Here is a 14765-nt window from a genome sequence, read left to right as displayed (position 1 = left end):
GAATAAGGGATTGAAAATACAACAGGATTTGCGTATTGGTTTGGACAAAACGGCCCGCGAAGCAAAAAGCATGGTAACGGGCACAACAAATTTTGCCGAAATGATGGACACAAGCAGGGAAAAGCTGCAAATGAATGAATTTCACCAGCTATTGTCGCAAATTGACGAAGCCGGCAGCCGACTTGCCCGTTCGCGCAATCTTAAAGATTTGTCCAAATTCAAGTCGCTTGTAAAACAATTTGTGAAGCAAACTGTCGAATACGGGATGAAAAATAAACAGTCACAAAGCTTCGACCGGTTCGGGGAAAGCCGCAAATTGAATATAGTGGAAACCATAGACAAAAAACTGGCGGATCTTACCGACGCCTGTCTCAGAAAAGAGCAGCCCGCTCTCGATATACTGGGGAAAATCGGCGAGGTAAAAGGTTTGCTGATTAATTTATATACTTAAGAGAGTGGAAGAAGCCATGACATGGGAAGCATTTGAAAGTATTCAGCCTGTTGCAGCAACTTTGCTGAAACACAGCATCAGGCGCAGCCGGATGGCGCATGCTTATTTATTTGAAGGCGGACGCGGCACAGGGAAAAAAGAAGCTGCACAGCTACTGGCGAAAACATTATTTTGCCTGCAGCCTGTGGATGATTTTTTCCCATGCGAAAGCTGTTCGAATTGCTTAAGAATCAGCCACGGCACCCATCCTGACGTTCATCTGGTTGAACCGGACGGCCTTTCGATCAAGAAGGAGCAGATTAAAGCGTTGCAGCAGGAGTTTTCCAAACGGGCAGTGGAGTCGAAACGGAAACTGTATATGATTGTAGACGCTGAAAAAATGTCAACAGGCGCCGCCAACAGCCTGCTGAAGTTTCTGGAAGAGCCGAATCCTGGTACGACGGCTGTGCTGATGACAACCCAGCTGCACCGGATCCTGCCGACCATTTTATCCCGCTGCCAGGTTGTTTCATTCAAGCCGGTCCCACCCGCCATACTGAAAAAACAGCTGATTGAAAACGGGGTCAGCCCCGATTTGGCCCCGCTTCTTTCCCATATGACAAGCCACTTGGAAGAAGCGCTTGATTTAAGCAAAGATGAGTGGTTTGCACAAGCCCGAAAAATCGTGTTAAAATTGTATACAACCCTTTCAAAATCACCTTCCCACGCAATGGTTTTTTTGCAGGAAGCGTGGTTTGGGCATTTTAAAGAAAAAAATCAACTGGATCTCGGGTTGGATCTGTTGATATGGATTTATAAAGATCTTCTTTCCATCCATCTGGGAAAACAGGAAGATGTCGTTTATCCCGATCAGCTAAACCGTCTTTCTGCAGATATTCTTTCCTGCTCCCCGCGTTCTCTGGCTGAAAAACTGGCAGCCATTCTTGATGCAAAAAAGAAATTGGGTGCCAATGTCAATCAACAGCTGCTCATGGAACAGCTTGTTTTAAATTTGCAGGGGGGAACGGCCTTTGTTTAACGTAGTAGGAATCCGGTTTAAAAAAGCCGGCAAAGTATATTATTTCGACCCAGGCGATTTTCCCGTTAAAAAAAATGATGCCGTCATCGTCGAAACTGCGCGCGGCATTGAGTATGGCTTTGTTGTGACAAATCCCAAAGTTGTCGGGGAACATGATGTCGTGTTGCCGCTGAAAAAAATCATCCGGATTGCCGACCAGAAAGATCATATGACAGTGGATGAAAATAAAGCGGCAGCAAAAGAAGCATATGGGATTTGCATGAAAAAAATTGCGGAACACCAGCTTGAGATGAAGCTGGTGGATGTGGAGTATACATTTGACCGGAATAAGATTATTTTTTATTTTACCGCTGACGGGCGTGTCGATTTCCGGGAGCTCGTAAAAGATTTGGCGTCCATTTTCCGGACAAGGATCGAACTCCGCCAAATCGGGGTGCGGGATGAAGCCAAAATGCTTGGCGGCATCGGTCCTTGCGGCAGGATGCTGTGCTGTTCCACGTTTTTGGGTGATTTTGAGCCGGTATCGATCAAAATGGCAAAAGACCAGAATTTGTCATTAAATCCGGCGAAAATTTCTGGGCTTTGCGGACGTCTCATGTGCTGCCTGAAATATGAGAATGATGAATATGAAGCGGTAAAAGAAGCGTTTCCGGATGTCGGGGAAATGGTGAAAACGCCTTACGGAACCGGAAAAGTGACCGGCCTGAACATTTTGGAACGCGTTTTGCAAATTGAATTACAAAGCCAGGGGCGTACGATTGAGTATACGATGGAAGAATTTTTAAGTGCGGATGTTGTGTCAATTCAATCCACGGATTAATGAGGTGGAGAACTGATGGATAGGAAAGAATTATTTGAGGCGATACAGCAAATGGAAGTGCAGATCGGGGCGCTCCAGGAAAAGTTGGGGGAACTGAAACGGGATTTAACGGAAGTCATTGAAGAAAACAGCATTTTGAAAATCCAGAATGACTATTTCAGGCGCCAGTTGCAGCCCGAATCCGGCGGGGAAGGCACAGATTCGCATGAGGAACCGGCCGAGATTGTCCGGAAAATCAAGGAAAAGGGCGTGCCGCAGACGCTTCTTGATATCGGCGAAGGGTACGACAATCTGGCCCGCCTTTATCAGGAAGGCTTCCATATTTGCAATGTCCATTTCGGCAGCCCACGCAACGGGGAAGATTGCCTGTTCTGCCTTTCCTTTTTGAACAAGAAGTAACGAACGGTCCAAGATGAAAAGCCTTCCTTTTACCGGGAAGGCTGTTTTATGCAGCCGTTGTTTTTGGAGGCTACAGGGTATGGTGACATTATCAGGAGACGAACGATTGGATTATTTGCTTGCGGAAAATTTAAGGATTGTGCAAAGCCCGTCCGTGTTTGCTTTTTCATTGGATGCGGTGCTTCTGGCAAAGTTTGCATGGCTGCCGATCCAAAAAGGGAAAGTGCTTGATTTGTGCACGGGGAACGGGGTAATCCCGCTTTTATTAAGCAACCGTACGAAAGCGGAGATTACCGGGGTCGAAATTCAGGAACGCCTCTCGGATATGGCAAAAAGAAGCGTCGCTTATAACGGGCTTGAGGACAGGATCCGGATCATTCACGGCGATTTGAAGGAGATGCCGGATGTGCTCGGCTGCAGCAAATTTGACGTGGTAACGTGCAATCCGCCTTATTTTCCTTCGCAGACGAAGAATATTCAAAATGAAAATGAGCATTTTGCGATTGCCCGCCATGAAATTTTTTGTACATTGGAAGATGTCGTAAAAGTCAGCAGCAGGATGCTCAAGCAGGGCGGCAAAGCGGCGTTTGTGCACCGCCCGGGACGTCTGGTCGACTTGATTACGTTGATGAAAAAACACCGTCTCGAACCAAAACGGCTCCGGTTTGTTTATCCGAAAGCAGGCAAAGAAGCGAATACGATTCTGGTGGAAGGCATAAAAGACGGAAAACCGGATTTAAAGATTTTCCCACCGTTGTTCGTGTACGGGCAGGATGGCGAATATACGGAAGAAGTGAAAGAATTGCTGTATGGAAACAAAAACTAAATCATATTTTTACGTGCTTCTATGCTGTGACGGCAGTTTTTACGGCGGGTATACCGTTGATTTAAAACGGCGCTTCCGCGAACACAGCGAGGGCCGGGGCGCCAAGTATACGCGAACGCGGACACCGGTCAAGCTTTTGTATTTTCAGGAATATGCGACAAAAAGCGAGGCCATGAAAGCGGAATATGCTTTTAAAAAGCTTTCACGCCGGGAAAAAGAGCGATTTTTGGAGAAGGCAGGTGTCGACCTTGCACAGGCAGCAAAGTTTCCAGGATGAAAAAAATAAAGGGATTCTCTATTTGGTCCCGACCCCGATTGGCAATCTGGAAGATATGACATTCCGGGCGGTGCGCATTTTAAAAGAAGCCGATTTGATTGCTGCTGAAGATACGCGAAACAGCAAAAAGTTGTGCAGCTACTTCGATATTCACACGCCGCTTGTAAGTCATCACGAACATAATAAAGAAGCGAGCACACGCGATTTAATCATGAGGCTCACGCGCGGCGAAAAGATTGCCCTTGTAAGCGACGCAGGCATGCCGTGCATTTCGGATCCGGGTTATGAGCTTGCCACTGCCTGCATTCGCGAAGGGATCCCTGTTGTGCCGCTTCCAGGCGCAAACGCGGCGCTTACGGCGTTAATTGCTTCTGGGATTGCACCGCAGCCGTTTACGTTTTACGGTTTTCTGCCACGGGAAAAGCAGGAAAAGCGGGCGGCACTGGAACGGCTCGCAAAAATTCCGTCCACTTTCATTTTGTATGAAGCACCGCACCGGCTGAAACATACGCTGCAAATGATGGCGGAAGTGCTGGGTGAGCGACAAATTTCCATCAGCCGTGAGCTGACGAAAAAATTTGAGGAATTTTTGCGGGGGACGATTCAAGAAGCGGTGGAATGGGTCGAAAACAATGAAGTGCGCGGCGAGTTCTGCCTGGTTGTGGAAGGTAGCCCTGAAACAGGGGAAGAAGACGACGATTTCTGGTGGACGGCGCTATCCGTTAAGGAGCATGTGGAAGCCTATATGCAGCAAAAACAGCTGCCGGCAAAAGAAGCGATCAAGCTTGCGGCAAAAGACCGGAAACTGCCAAAAAGGGAAGTCTACCAAATCTATCACGAACTGTGAGTCAAAAACCTAAGGAGGATATTTGGCAACAAAGATCTGTCCAAGGCTTAAAAAAAAACCCCGCGTTTCAGCGGGGTTCCGGTTCCGGCTCAGGTTTGGATGCGAATGGATCTGCTTCGTCTTTTGCCTGTTCATTTTCAGCCGGTTGATCTTCCAAATGAAAATTTTCTTTAATTTCTTTCATCAGCAATTCTGCGCCTTCACGGCTTAAAACAATTTTTCCGCCTGCCAGCCGGAGATTGTCATCCGAGACTTCCCCGGTAACGAGACAGGTCATATTGGGCTTGTACTTTTTCAAAATGATCTTGTCATCATCGACATAAATCTCCAATGCATCTTTTTCAGCAATGCCAAGATTTCTCCGCAATTCAATTGGAATGACAACACGGCCGAGCTCGTCGACTTTCCGTACAATGCCTGTTGATTTCATTAACGCTTTCCTCCCTTAAAGTAAATGTGAACCTGTACAAAACCCTGATACCAAACCCGGTTGCGCAAATGCTGACCTTCTATATCTATCGAAAACTGGCGAATACCCCTGAATCTTCAAAAACTATACAACCTATCTAATTGTATTATAGAAGATAAATTGGAATAAAAAAACAAATTTGTTTAAAATATTTTTCGACAAGGATAAAAGTCACGGCCCTTGCACCGGTTAAACCGGCGGTATGCCGTCTATAATGAATAATGCGCTGTACCGGGCGCCATGAAGATGCAAGGCATCCTGTTGATGCGGTATACTGAACATATAGACCTTTTTTTCAAAAATCCACGTTTTTGCTTATTTTCACGAAAAGTTTTATACTTATTGTTTAGAAGTTCTAAGCAGCGCGCGAAATGTGCAAAAGAAATGTCTAATGTTATCGAAAGGTGGAGGCTGGTTTGGAAGAGAAACGGAAAACTTTTTATATCACAACGCCGATCTATTATCCGAGCGGAAATTTACATATCGGCCATGCCTATACAACCGTTGCAGGCGATGCGATGGCCCGTTATAAAAGGCTGCGCGGGTTTGACGTCATGTTCCTGACCGGCACGGATGAGCACGGCCAGAAAATCCAGCGCAAAGCAAAGGAAAAAGGCGTGACACCGCAGCAATATGTCGATGAAATTGTCGCCGGCATCCAGGATCTATGGAAAAAACTCGAAATATCCAATGATGATTTTATCCGCACGACCCAGGACCGCCACAAAAAGGCAGTGGAAAAGATTTTCAAGAAGCTGCTTGACCAGGGCGATATTTATTTGGGAGAGTATGAGGGCTGGTACTGTACGCCTTGTGAATCCTTCTTCACGGAACGCCAGCTTGTGGACGGCAAATGCCCGGACTGCGGCAGGCCAGTAGAAAAAGTAAAAGAGGAATCGTACTTTTTCAAAATGGGGAAATATGTCGACCGGCTTTTGCAATACTATGAGGAAAATCCGGATTTCATTCAGCCGGAAAGCAGGAAAAATGAAATGATCAATAACTTCATCAAACCGGGGCTTGAGGATCTTGCTGTATCGCGGACAACGTTTGACTGGGGGATAAAAGTGCCCGGGGATCCGAAACATGTCATCTATGTCTGGATTGATGCCCTGACTAACTATATTACAGCACTCGGTTACGGTAGCGATGACGATTCGAACTACCGGAAATACTGGCCGGCTGACGTCCATCTTGTTGGCAAGGAAATCGTTCGTTTCCATACGATTTACTGGCCGATTATGCTGATGGCGCTTGGCCTTCCGCTGCCGAAAAAAGTATTTGCACACGGCTGGCTCCTTATGAAAGACGGAAAAATGTCGAAATCAAAAGGGAATGTCATTGACCCGGTTACTTTGATTGATCGCTACGGGCTCGACGCACTCCGCTATTACTTGCTGCGTGAAGTGCCGTTTGGGGCGGATGGCATTTTTACGCCGGAAGGGTTTGTGGAACGGATCAATTTTGACCTCGCCAATGATCTGGGCAATCTGCTGAACCGTACGATTGCGATGATGAACCAGTATTTTGACGGTGTCATTCCAACGTTTGCCGGTTCGCACAATCCGTATTCCATCCAGCTTGTGACCGCATATAAAGAGGCTGTGAAAAAATACGAAGATGCGATGGAAAACATGCAGTTCTCGGTTGCACTCGCTTCTTTATGGGAATTTGTCAGCCGTACAAACAAATATATTGATGAAACAACTCCGTGGACATTGGCAAAAGATGAAACCAAACGGGCGGATCTTGCCGAAGTGATGGTCCATTTGGCGGAGTCGCTGCGCCATATCGCCATCCTTTTACAGCCGTTTTTGACATCAACGCCAAAGAAAATTTTTGACCAGCTGAACATTACGGATGAGAGCTTGCATACATGGGAAAGCCTGTCCTTATTCGGCAGCATTCCAGAAGGCACAAAAGTTGTGAAAAAAGGAAAGCCGATTTTCCCGCGTCTCGATATCGAAAAAGAAATTCAGTTTATCAAATCGCAAATGCAAGGTGCGGCTCCGAAAAAAGAAGAAACGAAAGAAGAAAAAGCGAAAGCGGAAGACACAAAAGCCGGGATCACGATCGATGATTTCGCAAAAGTGGAATTACGTGTCGCAAAAGTAACCGCTTGTGAGCCGGTAAAAAAAGCCGACAAACTGTTGAAACTGCAGCTTGACCTTGGAGATGAACAGCGCCAGGTTGTTTCCGGCATTGCGGAATATTACAAACCGGAAGAACTGGTCGGGCGCAGAGTCATTGTCGTGGCCAATCTGAAACCTGTCAAATTGCGCGGTGAATGGTCACAAGGCATGATTCTCGCAGGCGAAAAAGACGGCATATTGTCATTGGCAACCATTGATGAAAGCCTGCCGCTCGGCGCGATTGTCAAATAAAGGGACCAGATGAGATGAAAAACATAGAGATGTTTCACGTGGAACAAATTTCGACGGATCTCTCTATGTTTTTCTTTTACTTTTCAGGAAAAATAGATGTTTTTCCCGATCATATGTGAAAACAAACGTGAAGAATTTGAGGTGAAAAAGATGTTATTTGATACCCATGTGCATATCAATGATGAAGCGTTCAAAGACGATTTAGAAGCCACCATCGCGCGAGCACGGGAAGCCGGTGTGGAAAAGATGACGGTCGTCGGGTTTGACAGGCCGACCATCCAAAAAGCGATGGCGCTGATTGACCAATACCCGTTTCTGTATGCAGCGATCGGCTGGCACCCGGTTGATGCGATTGACATGAAAGATGAAGACCTGGACTGGATTGAATCTCTTGCCCATCATCCGAAAGTGGTGGCGATCGGCGAAATCGGGCTGGATTACCATTGGGATAAATCGCCGAAAGCGGTGCAGCAGGAAGTGTTCAGGCGGCAAATCCGGCTCGCCAAAAAGCTTGATTTGCCCATTATTATCCATAACCGGGAAGCGACAGAAGACTGTGTGCAAATTTTAAAAGAGGAAAATGCACAGGAAGCAGGCGGCATTATGCACTGTTTCAGCGGCAGCCCGGAAACGGCGAAAGAATGCATCAAAATGAATTTCTACATTTCACTTGGCGGCCCGGTGACGTTTAAAAATGCAAAAAAACCGAAAGAAGTAGTTGCCGAGGTCCCGCTTGAAAAGCTTTTGGTTGAGACGGACTGCCCTTATCTTGCCCCGCATCCGTACCGCGGGAAACGCAATGAGCCGGCATATGTGAAACTGGTCGCTGAGCAGATTGCGGAAATTAAAGGCATTCCTTTTGAAAAAGTTGCCGAACAGACGATGTTAAATGCAGAAAAATTGTTTAGAATAAAAGATCATGCATAGAAAGCGAGTTTTATCCGCATGGCAAAATTAAAAGAGGTTATTGTCGTGGAAGGCAAAGACGACACAGCGGCCATTAAGCGGGCGCTCGATGCCGACACGATTGAAACAAACGGGTCGGCCATTTCGGAAAGTACGATTGAAAAAATCCGCCTTGCCCAGGAAAAAAGGGGCGCCATCATTTTCACCGATCCTGATTTTCCCGGCGAAAAAATCCGCAAAACGATCGCGGAAAAAGTGCCCGGCTGCAAACACGCATTTTTGGCCAAACAGGAGGCACGGGCGCCCGAGGACCGGGGAATCGGGGTTGAACATGCCCACCCTGCGGCGATCCGGCAAGCGCTACGGGAGGCGCATCAAATGGAGGAAGCCGTGCCGGAAGTCATCACAAGGGATGATTTAATGGCTGCCGGTCTGATTGCCGGCCCGCTGGCGAAACAAAGAAGGGCAAGAATCGGGGAACTTTTAAAAATCGGATACACGAACGGCAAGCAGCTCCATAAGCGGCTGATGGTGTTCCAAATCGATAAAGAAACGTTCCGGGATGCTCTGATGAAAGTGTTACAGGAGGAATCAACTTGCAAAAAGACATTGCCACCCCCATCCGGACAAAAGCGATTTTAAACCGGTACGGATTTTCGTTTAAAAAAAGCCTGGGCCAAAATTTTTTAATTGACCCGAACATTCTGCGGAATATTACGGATACGGCGGATTTAACGGAAGAGTCCGGCGTTGTTGAAATCGGTCCCGGCATTGGTGCGCTCACGGAACATCTCGCCCGCCGCAGCAAAAAAGTCGTGGCCTTTGAAATCGACAAAAGGCTTGCCCCGATCCTGAAAGATACGCTGGCGCCGTACCCGAATGTAAACGTGATCTATGAAGACGTGTTAAAGGCCGATGTTGGAAAAGTGCTGGAAACGGAATTTGCCGGCATAAACGATATCATGGTTGTCGCCAATCTGCCGTATTACGTGACGACCCCGATCATATTAAAATTTGTCACCGGCCTGTATCCGATCCGCGGCATGGTCGTGATGCTGCAAAAAGAAGTGGCCGACCGGATTTCGGCGGTTCCCGGCACGAAAAACTACGGCACGCTTTCCATTGCCATCCAGTATTATATGACGGCGGAAGTGGCGATGATTGTGCCGAAAACGGTTTTTATGCCGCAGCCGAATGTGGATTCCGCCGTGGTAAAGCTTGTGAAAAGGGACAAACCGAAAGTCGAGGTTAAAGATGAAGCGTTCTTTTTTCAGGTGGCAAAAGCTTCCTTTGCCCAGCGGCGGAAAACCTTGATCAATAATTTGACTGCTGGCCTTCCCGGCGGAAAAGACAAGAAAGAGACACTCCTTTCCGTACTCGAGCAGCTTAAAATTGAACCGTCAAGAAGGGGGGAAACGCTCAGCCTCGAGGAATTTGCCGCATTAAGCAATGCCTTGTTTCCCATTTTTCACACATCATCCTAAATGTCGCATCAGCCGGGGGAGCGCTTCCCCCGGCTTTTTCACCATTTCCGAAGGCAGTGCATATATAGTGTTATGCAGGCGAGAGATGGATACAAATGGAGTTGACGGCAATGGAAGCAAGGCTCAACGCAATTGTTGGAAGGAAGTCTTACAATTGTGATATTTTATTCCGGGTCATTGATATACAGGAGCAGAACGGGCGGAAAGTGGCTGTTTTGTACGGGGAGGACGTCCGGCTGATCGCGGATGCCCCGTTTGAAGACCTAGTCACCCTTGGCCCTGCGGAAAGATCGAAAATTACGCAGGCGTTTCGTTCTTTGGAAGAACAGTCATTTGAACTGTTTAAACAGGACATCGAACTGATGAAGGAAAAACGCGAGTACGAGGCCACCCACGGCTATAAAGAGGAACTGAGTTATTTCCAGCTACCGGGAAGAGTTTTGCATTTGGACGGCGATCCTCATTATTTAAAAAAATGCATGAACTTGTATGAAAAAATCGGCGTGACAGTTTACGGCGTCCATTGTTACGAAAAAGAAATGCCGGTTCGCATCCATGCGCTGCTTGACCAATACCGGCCGAATATTCTGGTGATTACCGGCCATGATGCCTATTCCAAATCAAAGGGGAAAAAAGCAGATTTAAATGCATACCGCCATTCAAAATCTTTTGTCAGAACCGTGATGGAAGCAAGGAAAAAGGTGCCGAATTTGGATCAGCTCGTCATTTTTGCAGGCGCATGCCAGTCCCATTTTGAATCGCTCATCCAGGCCGGCGCCAATTTTGCCAGTTCTCCGCTCCGGGTGAATATTCATGCGCTTGATCCGGTCTATATTGTGGCCAAGATCTGTTATACCTCGTTTATGGAACAAGTGAATGTTTGGGATGTGCTCCGCAATACACTGACAGGGCAAAAAGGACTGGGAGGCGTGGAAACAAAGGGCGTGCTGCGGACCGGGATGCCGTATAAGCCAATGGATGAGGACTGACGGGGTCCCATCCCGGTTCCTTAAAAATGGGCCGGGCTGCAGAATTTTACATAATTCGATTGCATTTGGCATATCCTATTGATAAGAATATGGGCCTGGATCAGTGGTACATTTCCCCAAGGCAGCCCCATACACTGAACATGCAAACCTTCACCTTGGAAAAACGGCAGGGAAGCAATGAAAAATGGTTGACAGACCGGCTTGATCACTGATAAAATATATGTTTTATTTGACCGGAAGCGCAAGCTGTGTTATAATTGAGACTAGTGAGGTGGAGCGAAATGCCAAAAACGTTAACAGACATTAAAAGATCCTTGGATTCAAACTTGGGAAAAAGATTAATGTTAAGAGCCAATGGTGGCAGGAGAAAGACGATTGAACGTTCCGGTGTTTTGGCAGAAACTTACCCAGCGGTTTTTGTCATCGAATTAGACCAGGAGGAAAATGCTTTTGAACGTGTTTCCTACAGCTATGCAGATGTCCTGACAGAAACAGTACAGCTTGTTTTTATGGATAAACAACAAGAGGTTTGATGAGCGGCAGCAGACATATGTTTGCTGTTTTCTATTTTATAGGCGGTAGCGGGAATGATCCTGCTGCTGCTTTTTTCATATTCTAACCTTGTTTCGTACATACTACAAAGAGGCGCATGCAGGGATATAACAACCAAATGAAAGGGAAGGCGGGGATTTTTTTGCCTTTCCCGTCAAAGGGGGAAATTTATCTAATGGGCCGAAGAAGAGGGATTATGTCTGAACGTTTTAAAGAAGAACTGGCGAAAGACCTCGGCTTTTATGATGTCGTCCAAGAAGAAGGTTGGGGCGGCATCAAAGCCCGGGATGCCGGGAATATGGTAAAGCGTGCCATTGAACTGGCTGAAGAGCACCTTGCTTCGGAAAAACAATCGGGCAACTCCTGACAATCTTTGCGACTACTGCATGGCGCCGGGCCGGGGAATTTCCCCGGCTTTTTGCATATTCGAATGTTCGTCCTTTGAACAAGTTGGCGGCTTTACCACAATTTCCACAGCTTTTGCATATTTTGGATGATGCATGAGGCAATATTTCGATTTTTATTGTTCTACGAAATTTGCGTTTTGATGTAAATATTTGCTGGGCGTTATGTTAGAATAAGAAAAATGAAGCAGGAAATACGGCTGGATTGGATGTTGGAAGTAGGTGAAGGATTTGAAGTTGTTGGTCAAGGCACCGGCAAAAATTAATTTATCGCTCGATGTGCTTGGCAAACGGGAGGATGGCTATCATGAGGTGGAAATGGTCATGACAACCATTGACCTTGCAGATCATATCGAGCTCTCGGAGCGGCACGATCAGGAGATTAAAATTGTGTCGCAAAACCGGTTTGTGCCGGATGATGAGAGAAATTTGGCGTACCAGGCTGCAAGGCTTCTGAAAACGCGGTGCGGCGTCAGGCAGGGGGTCGAGATTGCGATTGACAAAGTCATTCCAGTGGCTGCCGGGCTGGCGGGGGGCAGCAGTGATGCGGCAGCTACTCTCCGCGGCCTGAATACGCTCTGGAATCTCGGCCTTTCCTTAGATGAACTTGCAACACTCGGCGCCGAAATCGGGTCGGATGTCTCGTTTTGCGTATACGGCGGCACTGCGCTCGCAAAAGGAAGGGGAGAAAATATTACAAAGCTGCCAGCACCGCCAAACTGCTGGGTCATTTTGGCGAAACCGTCCATCGGCGTGTCGACAGCAGAAATTTACCGCCAACTGGACTTAAATGAAGTGGTGCATCCAGATATTCCCGGCATGATCGCTGCCCTCTATACCCGTGATTATGCCGGCATATGCAAGCATGCGGGAAATGTGCTGGAAAGTGTCACATTAAAGGCGTACCCGCAAGTGGCGCAAATCAAAAAACAGATGCAGCGTTTCGGAGCGGATCTCGTTTTAATGAGCGGAAGCGGCCCGACAGTATTCGGGCTTGTGCGGCACGATTCGCGGCTGCAGCGGATTTATAACGGCCTCCGGGGATTTTGCGGCCAGGTATTTGCTGTCAGAATGATTGGAGAACGCGAACAATTTTAAATATAAAATAGTGATTGTACGGATTTTTGTTTTCAAAAAGAAAAAAATGCGGTATATTAATGTTATTGAATCCGTGTTTCCGGAGCCGCCGTGCGATTTGGTACGAAGAAGAGCGGGACCGGCATTTTTGACAGACCGGATTGTGACGGGGGTTTTTGACGTGAAATTTCGGCGAAGTGAACGTCTTGTAGATATGACACATTATTTGTTGGAAAAACCAAGGATTCTCGTTTCCCTCAGTTTTTTTGCCGATCGTTATCAGTCTGCAAAATCTTCCATCAGTGAAGATTTGACGATTATCAAAGAAACATTCGAGAAAAGGGGCATTGGGACTTTGCAGACGGTTCCCGGCGCGGCGGGTGGCGTTAAATTTATTTCGCGCACAGACAGGGCGGAAGCAAAAGAGGCCATCAGCGAACTTTGCACGCTGATGGAGAATCCGGACCGGCTTTTGCCGGGCGGTTATTTGTATATGACAGACCTGATCGGCAGCCCGCAGGTCGTCAGCAAAGTCGGGAAGCTTTTGGCAACCGCATTTGCGGACAGGGAGATTGACACGATTATGACGGTCGCGACAAAAGGAATCCCGATTGCAATGGCAACAGCGGCTTATTTAAATGTTCCGGTTGTGATTGTCCGCAATGACAGCAAGGTGACGGAAGGACCGACTGTCAGCATTAACTATGTTTCCGGATCGCAGAAACGGATCCAGACGATGGTCCTCTCGAAAAGGAGCCTGCGGGAAGGCGCAAACGTTTTAATTGTCGATGATTTTATGAAAGCAGGCGGAACGATTAACGGCATGATCAACTTGCTGAAAGAATTCGATGCTTCCGTTTCGGGCATCGGCGTTTTGGTTGAATCGGAAGACACGAAAGAACGGCTTGTCGATGATTATGTGTCGCTTGTGAAATTAAGGGATGTCGATGTCCGCAGTCAGCAGATCAAAGTAGTGGAAGGGAATTATTTTTCAAAAGTCAGCTTGTTCGGAGGGGATTAAAGGAATGAAAACCATCTCAACAAATCAGGCGCCTGCGGCAATCGGGCCGTATGCACAGGGCGTTGTAGCAGGAAATTTATTTTTCAGTTCGGGGCAGATTCCGCTAAGACCGGACGGCACGCTTGTGGAAGGCAGCATTGAAGCGCAGGCCCGCCAGGTAATGGAAAATTTAAAAGCGGTGCTTGAGGCAGCCGGGGCCTCTTTTGATACGGTTGTCAAAACGACAGTTTTTATTCAAAACATGGACGATTTTGCCAAAATAAACGATGTCTATGGCTCCTATTTTACGGACCATAAACCGGCGCGTTCCTGCGTTGAAGTGGCAAGGCTTCCGAAAAATGCCGGCGTCGAAATTGAAGTGATTGCGCTTATTCCGTGATCTTTATGCGCTTCCATTTTTTCACCTTATGAAAAATTTTAGAATTTTTTCCTGAAAAAGAAGGAAATTTTAAAAGGGTGTTGAATAATAAAGATGATCCTAAATCTTTTGAGGTGGTGAAAGAATGGAAGTGACGGATGTAAGGCTGCGCCGTGTCCATACGGAGGGCAGGATGAGGGCGATTGCGTCAATTACCATGGACAACGAATTTGTCATTCACGATATCCGGGTGATTGATGGCAACAATGGCTTGTTTGTTGCAATGCCGAGCAAAAGGACGCCGGATGGCGAATTCAGAGACATTGCCCATCCCATTAATTCGGGTACGCGCAGTAAGATTCATGATGCAGTCTTGTCGGAATATCACCGTTTAGGGGAATTGGACCAAGTGGAATTTGAAGAAGCTGGCGCGTCCTGATAGATTTTTGCAACAAGAGCCTACTTCAACAGTAAGGCTCTTCT

Annotated in this window: 19 protein-coding genes; 18 read left to right on the top strand and 1 reads right to left on the bottom strand. The window is 47.1% G+C overall.

All coding sequences use genetic code 11. The features are described from left to right. The first annotated feature begins 10 nt into the window (after positions 1–10). The 7 genes from BCOA_RS23690 to rsmI all read left to right on the top strand — a co-directional run bounded on the left by BCOA_RS23690 (position 11) and on the right by rsmI (position 4638). Positions 11–451 carry a YaaR family protein gene (locus BCOA_RS23690; RefSeq protein WP_014096592.1) on the top strand — a complete coding sequence of 147 codons (441 nt, stop codon included), beginning with the start codon at positions 11–13 and terminating at the stop codon, positions 449–451. Positions 452–467: 16 nt separating this feature from the next. Further along, positions 468–1469, top strand: coding sequence for a DNA polymerase III subunit delta' (gene holB / locus BCOA_RS23685; RefSeq protein WP_014096591.1), 1002 nt, complete (start codon positions 468–470; stop codon positions 1467–1469). Then, positions 1462–2289, top strand: coding sequence for a PSP1 domain-containing protein (locus BCOA_RS23680; protein ID WP_013857981.1), 828 nt, complete (start codon positions 1462–1464; stop codon positions 2287–2289). Before holB ends, BCOA_RS23680 begins: the two co-directional genes overlap by 8 nt. A 15-nt stretch (positions 2290–2304) precedes the next feature. Beyond that, positions 2305–2688, top strand: coding sequence for a DNA replication initiation control protein YabA (gene yabA, locus BCOA_RS23675; protein WP_014096590.1), 384 nt, complete (start codon positions 2305–2307; stop codon positions 2686–2688). A 79-nt stretch (positions 2689–2767) separates the two neighbouring features. Continuing rightward, positions 2768–3514 carry a tRNA1(Val) (adenine(37)-N6)-methyltransferase gene (locus BCOA_RS23670; protein WP_014096589.1) on the top strand — a complete coding sequence of 249 codons (747 nt, stop codon included), beginning with the start codon at positions 2768–2770 and terminating at the stop codon, positions 3512–3514. Beyond that, on the top strand, positions 3498–3791 hold the full coding sequence (locus BCOA_RS23665; RefSeq protein ID WP_014096588.1) for a GIY-YIG nuclease family protein: 294 nt from the start codon (positions 3498–3500) through the stop codon (positions 3789–3791). Before BCOA_RS23670 ends, BCOA_RS23665 begins: the two co-directional genes overlap by 17 nt. Beyond that, positions 3754–4638, top strand: coding sequence for a 16S rRNA (cytidine(1402)-2'-O)-methyltransferase (gene rsmI, locus BCOA_RS23660; protein ID WP_014096587.1), 885 nt, complete (start codon positions 3754–3756; stop codon positions 4636–4638). The genes BCOA_RS23665 and rsmI overlap by 38 nt, the downstream gene beginning before the upstream one ends. Before the next feature lie 67 nt (positions 4639–4705). Here rsmI and BCOA_RS23655 read toward each other — a convergent pair whose 3' ends face one another. Next, the gene (locus BCOA_RS23655; RefSeq protein ID WP_014096586.1) at positions 4706–5068 is read right to left on the bottom strand and encodes an AbrB/MazE/SpoVT family DNA-binding domain-containing protein; all 363 of its coding nucleotides are present in this window, start codon (positions 5066–5068) and stop codon (positions 4706–4708) included. A gap of 455 nt (positions 5069–5523) precedes the next feature. Here BCOA_RS23655 and metG point away from each other — a divergent pair, with 455 nt between their 5' ends. The 11 genes from metG (at position 5524) to spoVG (ending at position 14721) form a co-directional block, all read left to right on the top strand. Continuing rightward, positions 5524–7491, top strand: a complete 1968-nt coding sequence (metG, locus tag BCOA_RS23650) for a methionine--tRNA ligase (RefSeq protein ID WP_014096585.1) — start codon at positions 5524–5526, stop codon at positions 7489–7491. A gap of 150 nt (positions 7492–7641) precedes the next feature. After that, the gene (locus BCOA_RS23645) at positions 7642–8418 is read left to right on the top strand and encodes a TatD family hydrolase (protein ID WP_014096584.1); all 777 of its coding nucleotides are present in this window, start codon (positions 7642–7644) and stop codon (positions 8416–8418) included. A gap of 18 nt (positions 8419–8436) precedes the next feature. Then, on the top strand, positions 8437–9039 hold the full coding sequence (gene rnmV, locus BCOA_RS23640; RefSeq protein ID WP_014096583.1) for a ribonuclease M5: 603 nt from the start codon (positions 8437–8439) through the stop codon (positions 9037–9039). Beyond that, complete coding sequence (rsmA, locus tag BCOA_RS23635) at positions 8994–9881, top strand: 16S rRNA (adenine(1518)-N(6)/adenine(1519)-N(6))-dimethyltransferase RsmA (RefSeq protein ID WP_014096582.1); 888 nt, start codon at positions 8994–8996, stop codon at positions 9879–9881. Before rnmV ends, rsmA begins: the two co-directional genes overlap by 46 nt. A gap of 110 nt (positions 9882–9991) precedes the next feature. Then, positions 9992–10870, top strand: a complete 879-nt coding sequence (gene yabG, locus BCOA_RS23630; RefSeq protein WP_014096581.1) for a sporulation peptidase YabG — start codon at positions 9992–9994, stop codon at positions 10868–10870. Positions 10871–11151: 281 nt separating this feature from the next. Beyond that, on the top strand, positions 11152–11403 hold the full coding sequence (gene veg, locus BCOA_RS23620; RefSeq protein WP_013857992.1) for a biofilm formation stimulator Veg: 252 nt from the start codon (positions 11152–11154) through the stop codon (positions 11401–11403). Positions 11404–11597: 194 nt separating this feature from the next. After that, a complete protein-coding gene (locus BCOA_RS23615) occupies positions 11598–11789 on the top strand; it encodes a small, acid-soluble spore protein, alpha/beta type (protein ID WP_026104557.1) in 192 nt (63 codons plus the stop codon). 268 nt (positions 11790–12057) lie between these two features. After that, positions 12058–12924 carry a 4-(cytidine 5'-diphospho)-2-C-methyl-D-erythritol kinase gene (gene ispE, locus BCOA_RS23610; RefSeq protein WP_014096579.1) on the top strand — a complete coding sequence of 289 codons (867 nt, stop codon included), beginning with the start codon at positions 12058–12060 and terminating at the stop codon, positions 12922–12924. A gap of 160 nt (positions 12925–13084) precedes the next feature. Next, positions 13085–13924, top strand: a complete 840-nt coding sequence (gene purR / locus BCOA_RS23605) for a pur operon repressor (protein WP_041818259.1) — start codon at positions 13085–13087, stop codon at positions 13922–13924. 4 nt (positions 13925–13928) lie between these two features. Then, positions 13929–14303: a RidA family protein gene (locus BCOA_RS23600; RefSeq protein ID WP_014096577.1), complete on the top strand. Its 375-nt coding sequence runs from the start codon at positions 13929–13931 to the stop codon at positions 14301–14303. A 124-nt stretch (positions 14304–14427) separates the two neighbouring features. Next, the gene (gene spoVG, locus BCOA_RS23595) at positions 14428–14721 is read left to right on the top strand and encodes a septation regulator SpoVG (RefSeq protein WP_014096576.1); all 294 of its coding nucleotides are present in this window, start codon (positions 14428–14430) and stop codon (positions 14719–14721) included. Positions 14722–14765 lie beyond the last annotated feature (44 nt).

This window comes from Heyndrickxia coagulans 36D1 (genome assembly GCF_000169195.2).
Lineage (GTDB): Bacteria > Bacillota > Bacilli > Bacillales > Bacillaceae_C > Weizmannia > Weizmannia faecalis.
The sequence above is the reverse complement of the archived record's forward strand: the minus strand, read 5'-3'. Positions and strand labels throughout refer to the sequence as shown.

Bases quoted from the DNA above. Each gene is read 5' to 3' on its own strand.
- holB (WP_014096591.1), top strand. From the start codon at position 468: ATGACATGGGAAGCATTTGAAAGTATTCAGCCTGTTGCAGCAACTTTG.
- yabA (WP_014096590.1), top strand. From the start codon at position 2,305: ATGGATAGGAAAGAATTATTTGAGGCGATACAGCAAATGGAAGTGCAG.
- BCOA_RS23670 (WP_014096589.1), top strand. From the start codon at position 2,768: ATGGTGACATTATCAGGAGACGAACGATTGGATTATTTGCTTGCGGAA.
- BCOA_RS23665 (WP_014096588.1), top strand. From the start codon at position 3,498: ATGGAAACAAAAACTAAATCATATTTTTACGTGCTTCTATGCTGTGAC.
- BCOA_RS23655 (WP_014096586.1), bottom strand. From the start codon at position 5,068: ATGAAATCAACAGGCATTGTACGGAAAGTCGACGAGCTCGGCCGTGTT.
- BCOA_RS23645 (WP_014096584.1), top strand. From the start codon at position 7,642: ATGTTATTTGATACCCATGTGCATATCAATGATGAAGCGTTCAAAGAC.
- rnmV (WP_014096583.1), top strand. From the start codon at position 8,437: ATGGCAAAATTAAAAGAGGTTATTGTCGTGGAAGGCAAAGACGACACA.
- yabG (WP_014096581.1), top strand. From the start codon at position 9,992: ATGGAAGCAAGGCTCAACGCAATTGTTGGAAGGAAGTCTTACAATTGT.
- veg (WP_013857992.1), top strand. From the start codon at position 11,152: ATGCCAAAAACGTTAACAGACATTAAAAGATCCTTGGATTCAAACTTG.
- BCOA_RS23615 (WP_026104557.1), top strand. From the start codon at position 11,598: ATGGGCCGAAGAAGAGGGATTATGTCTGAACGTTTTAAAGAAGAACTG.
- BCOA_RS23600 (WP_014096577.1), top strand. From the start codon at position 13,929: ATGAAAACCATCTCAACAAATCAGGCGCCTGCGGCAATCGGGCCGTAT.
- spoVG (WP_014096576.1), top strand. From the start codon at position 14,428: ATGGAAGTGACGGATGTAAGGCTGCGCCGTGTCCATACGGAGGGCAGG.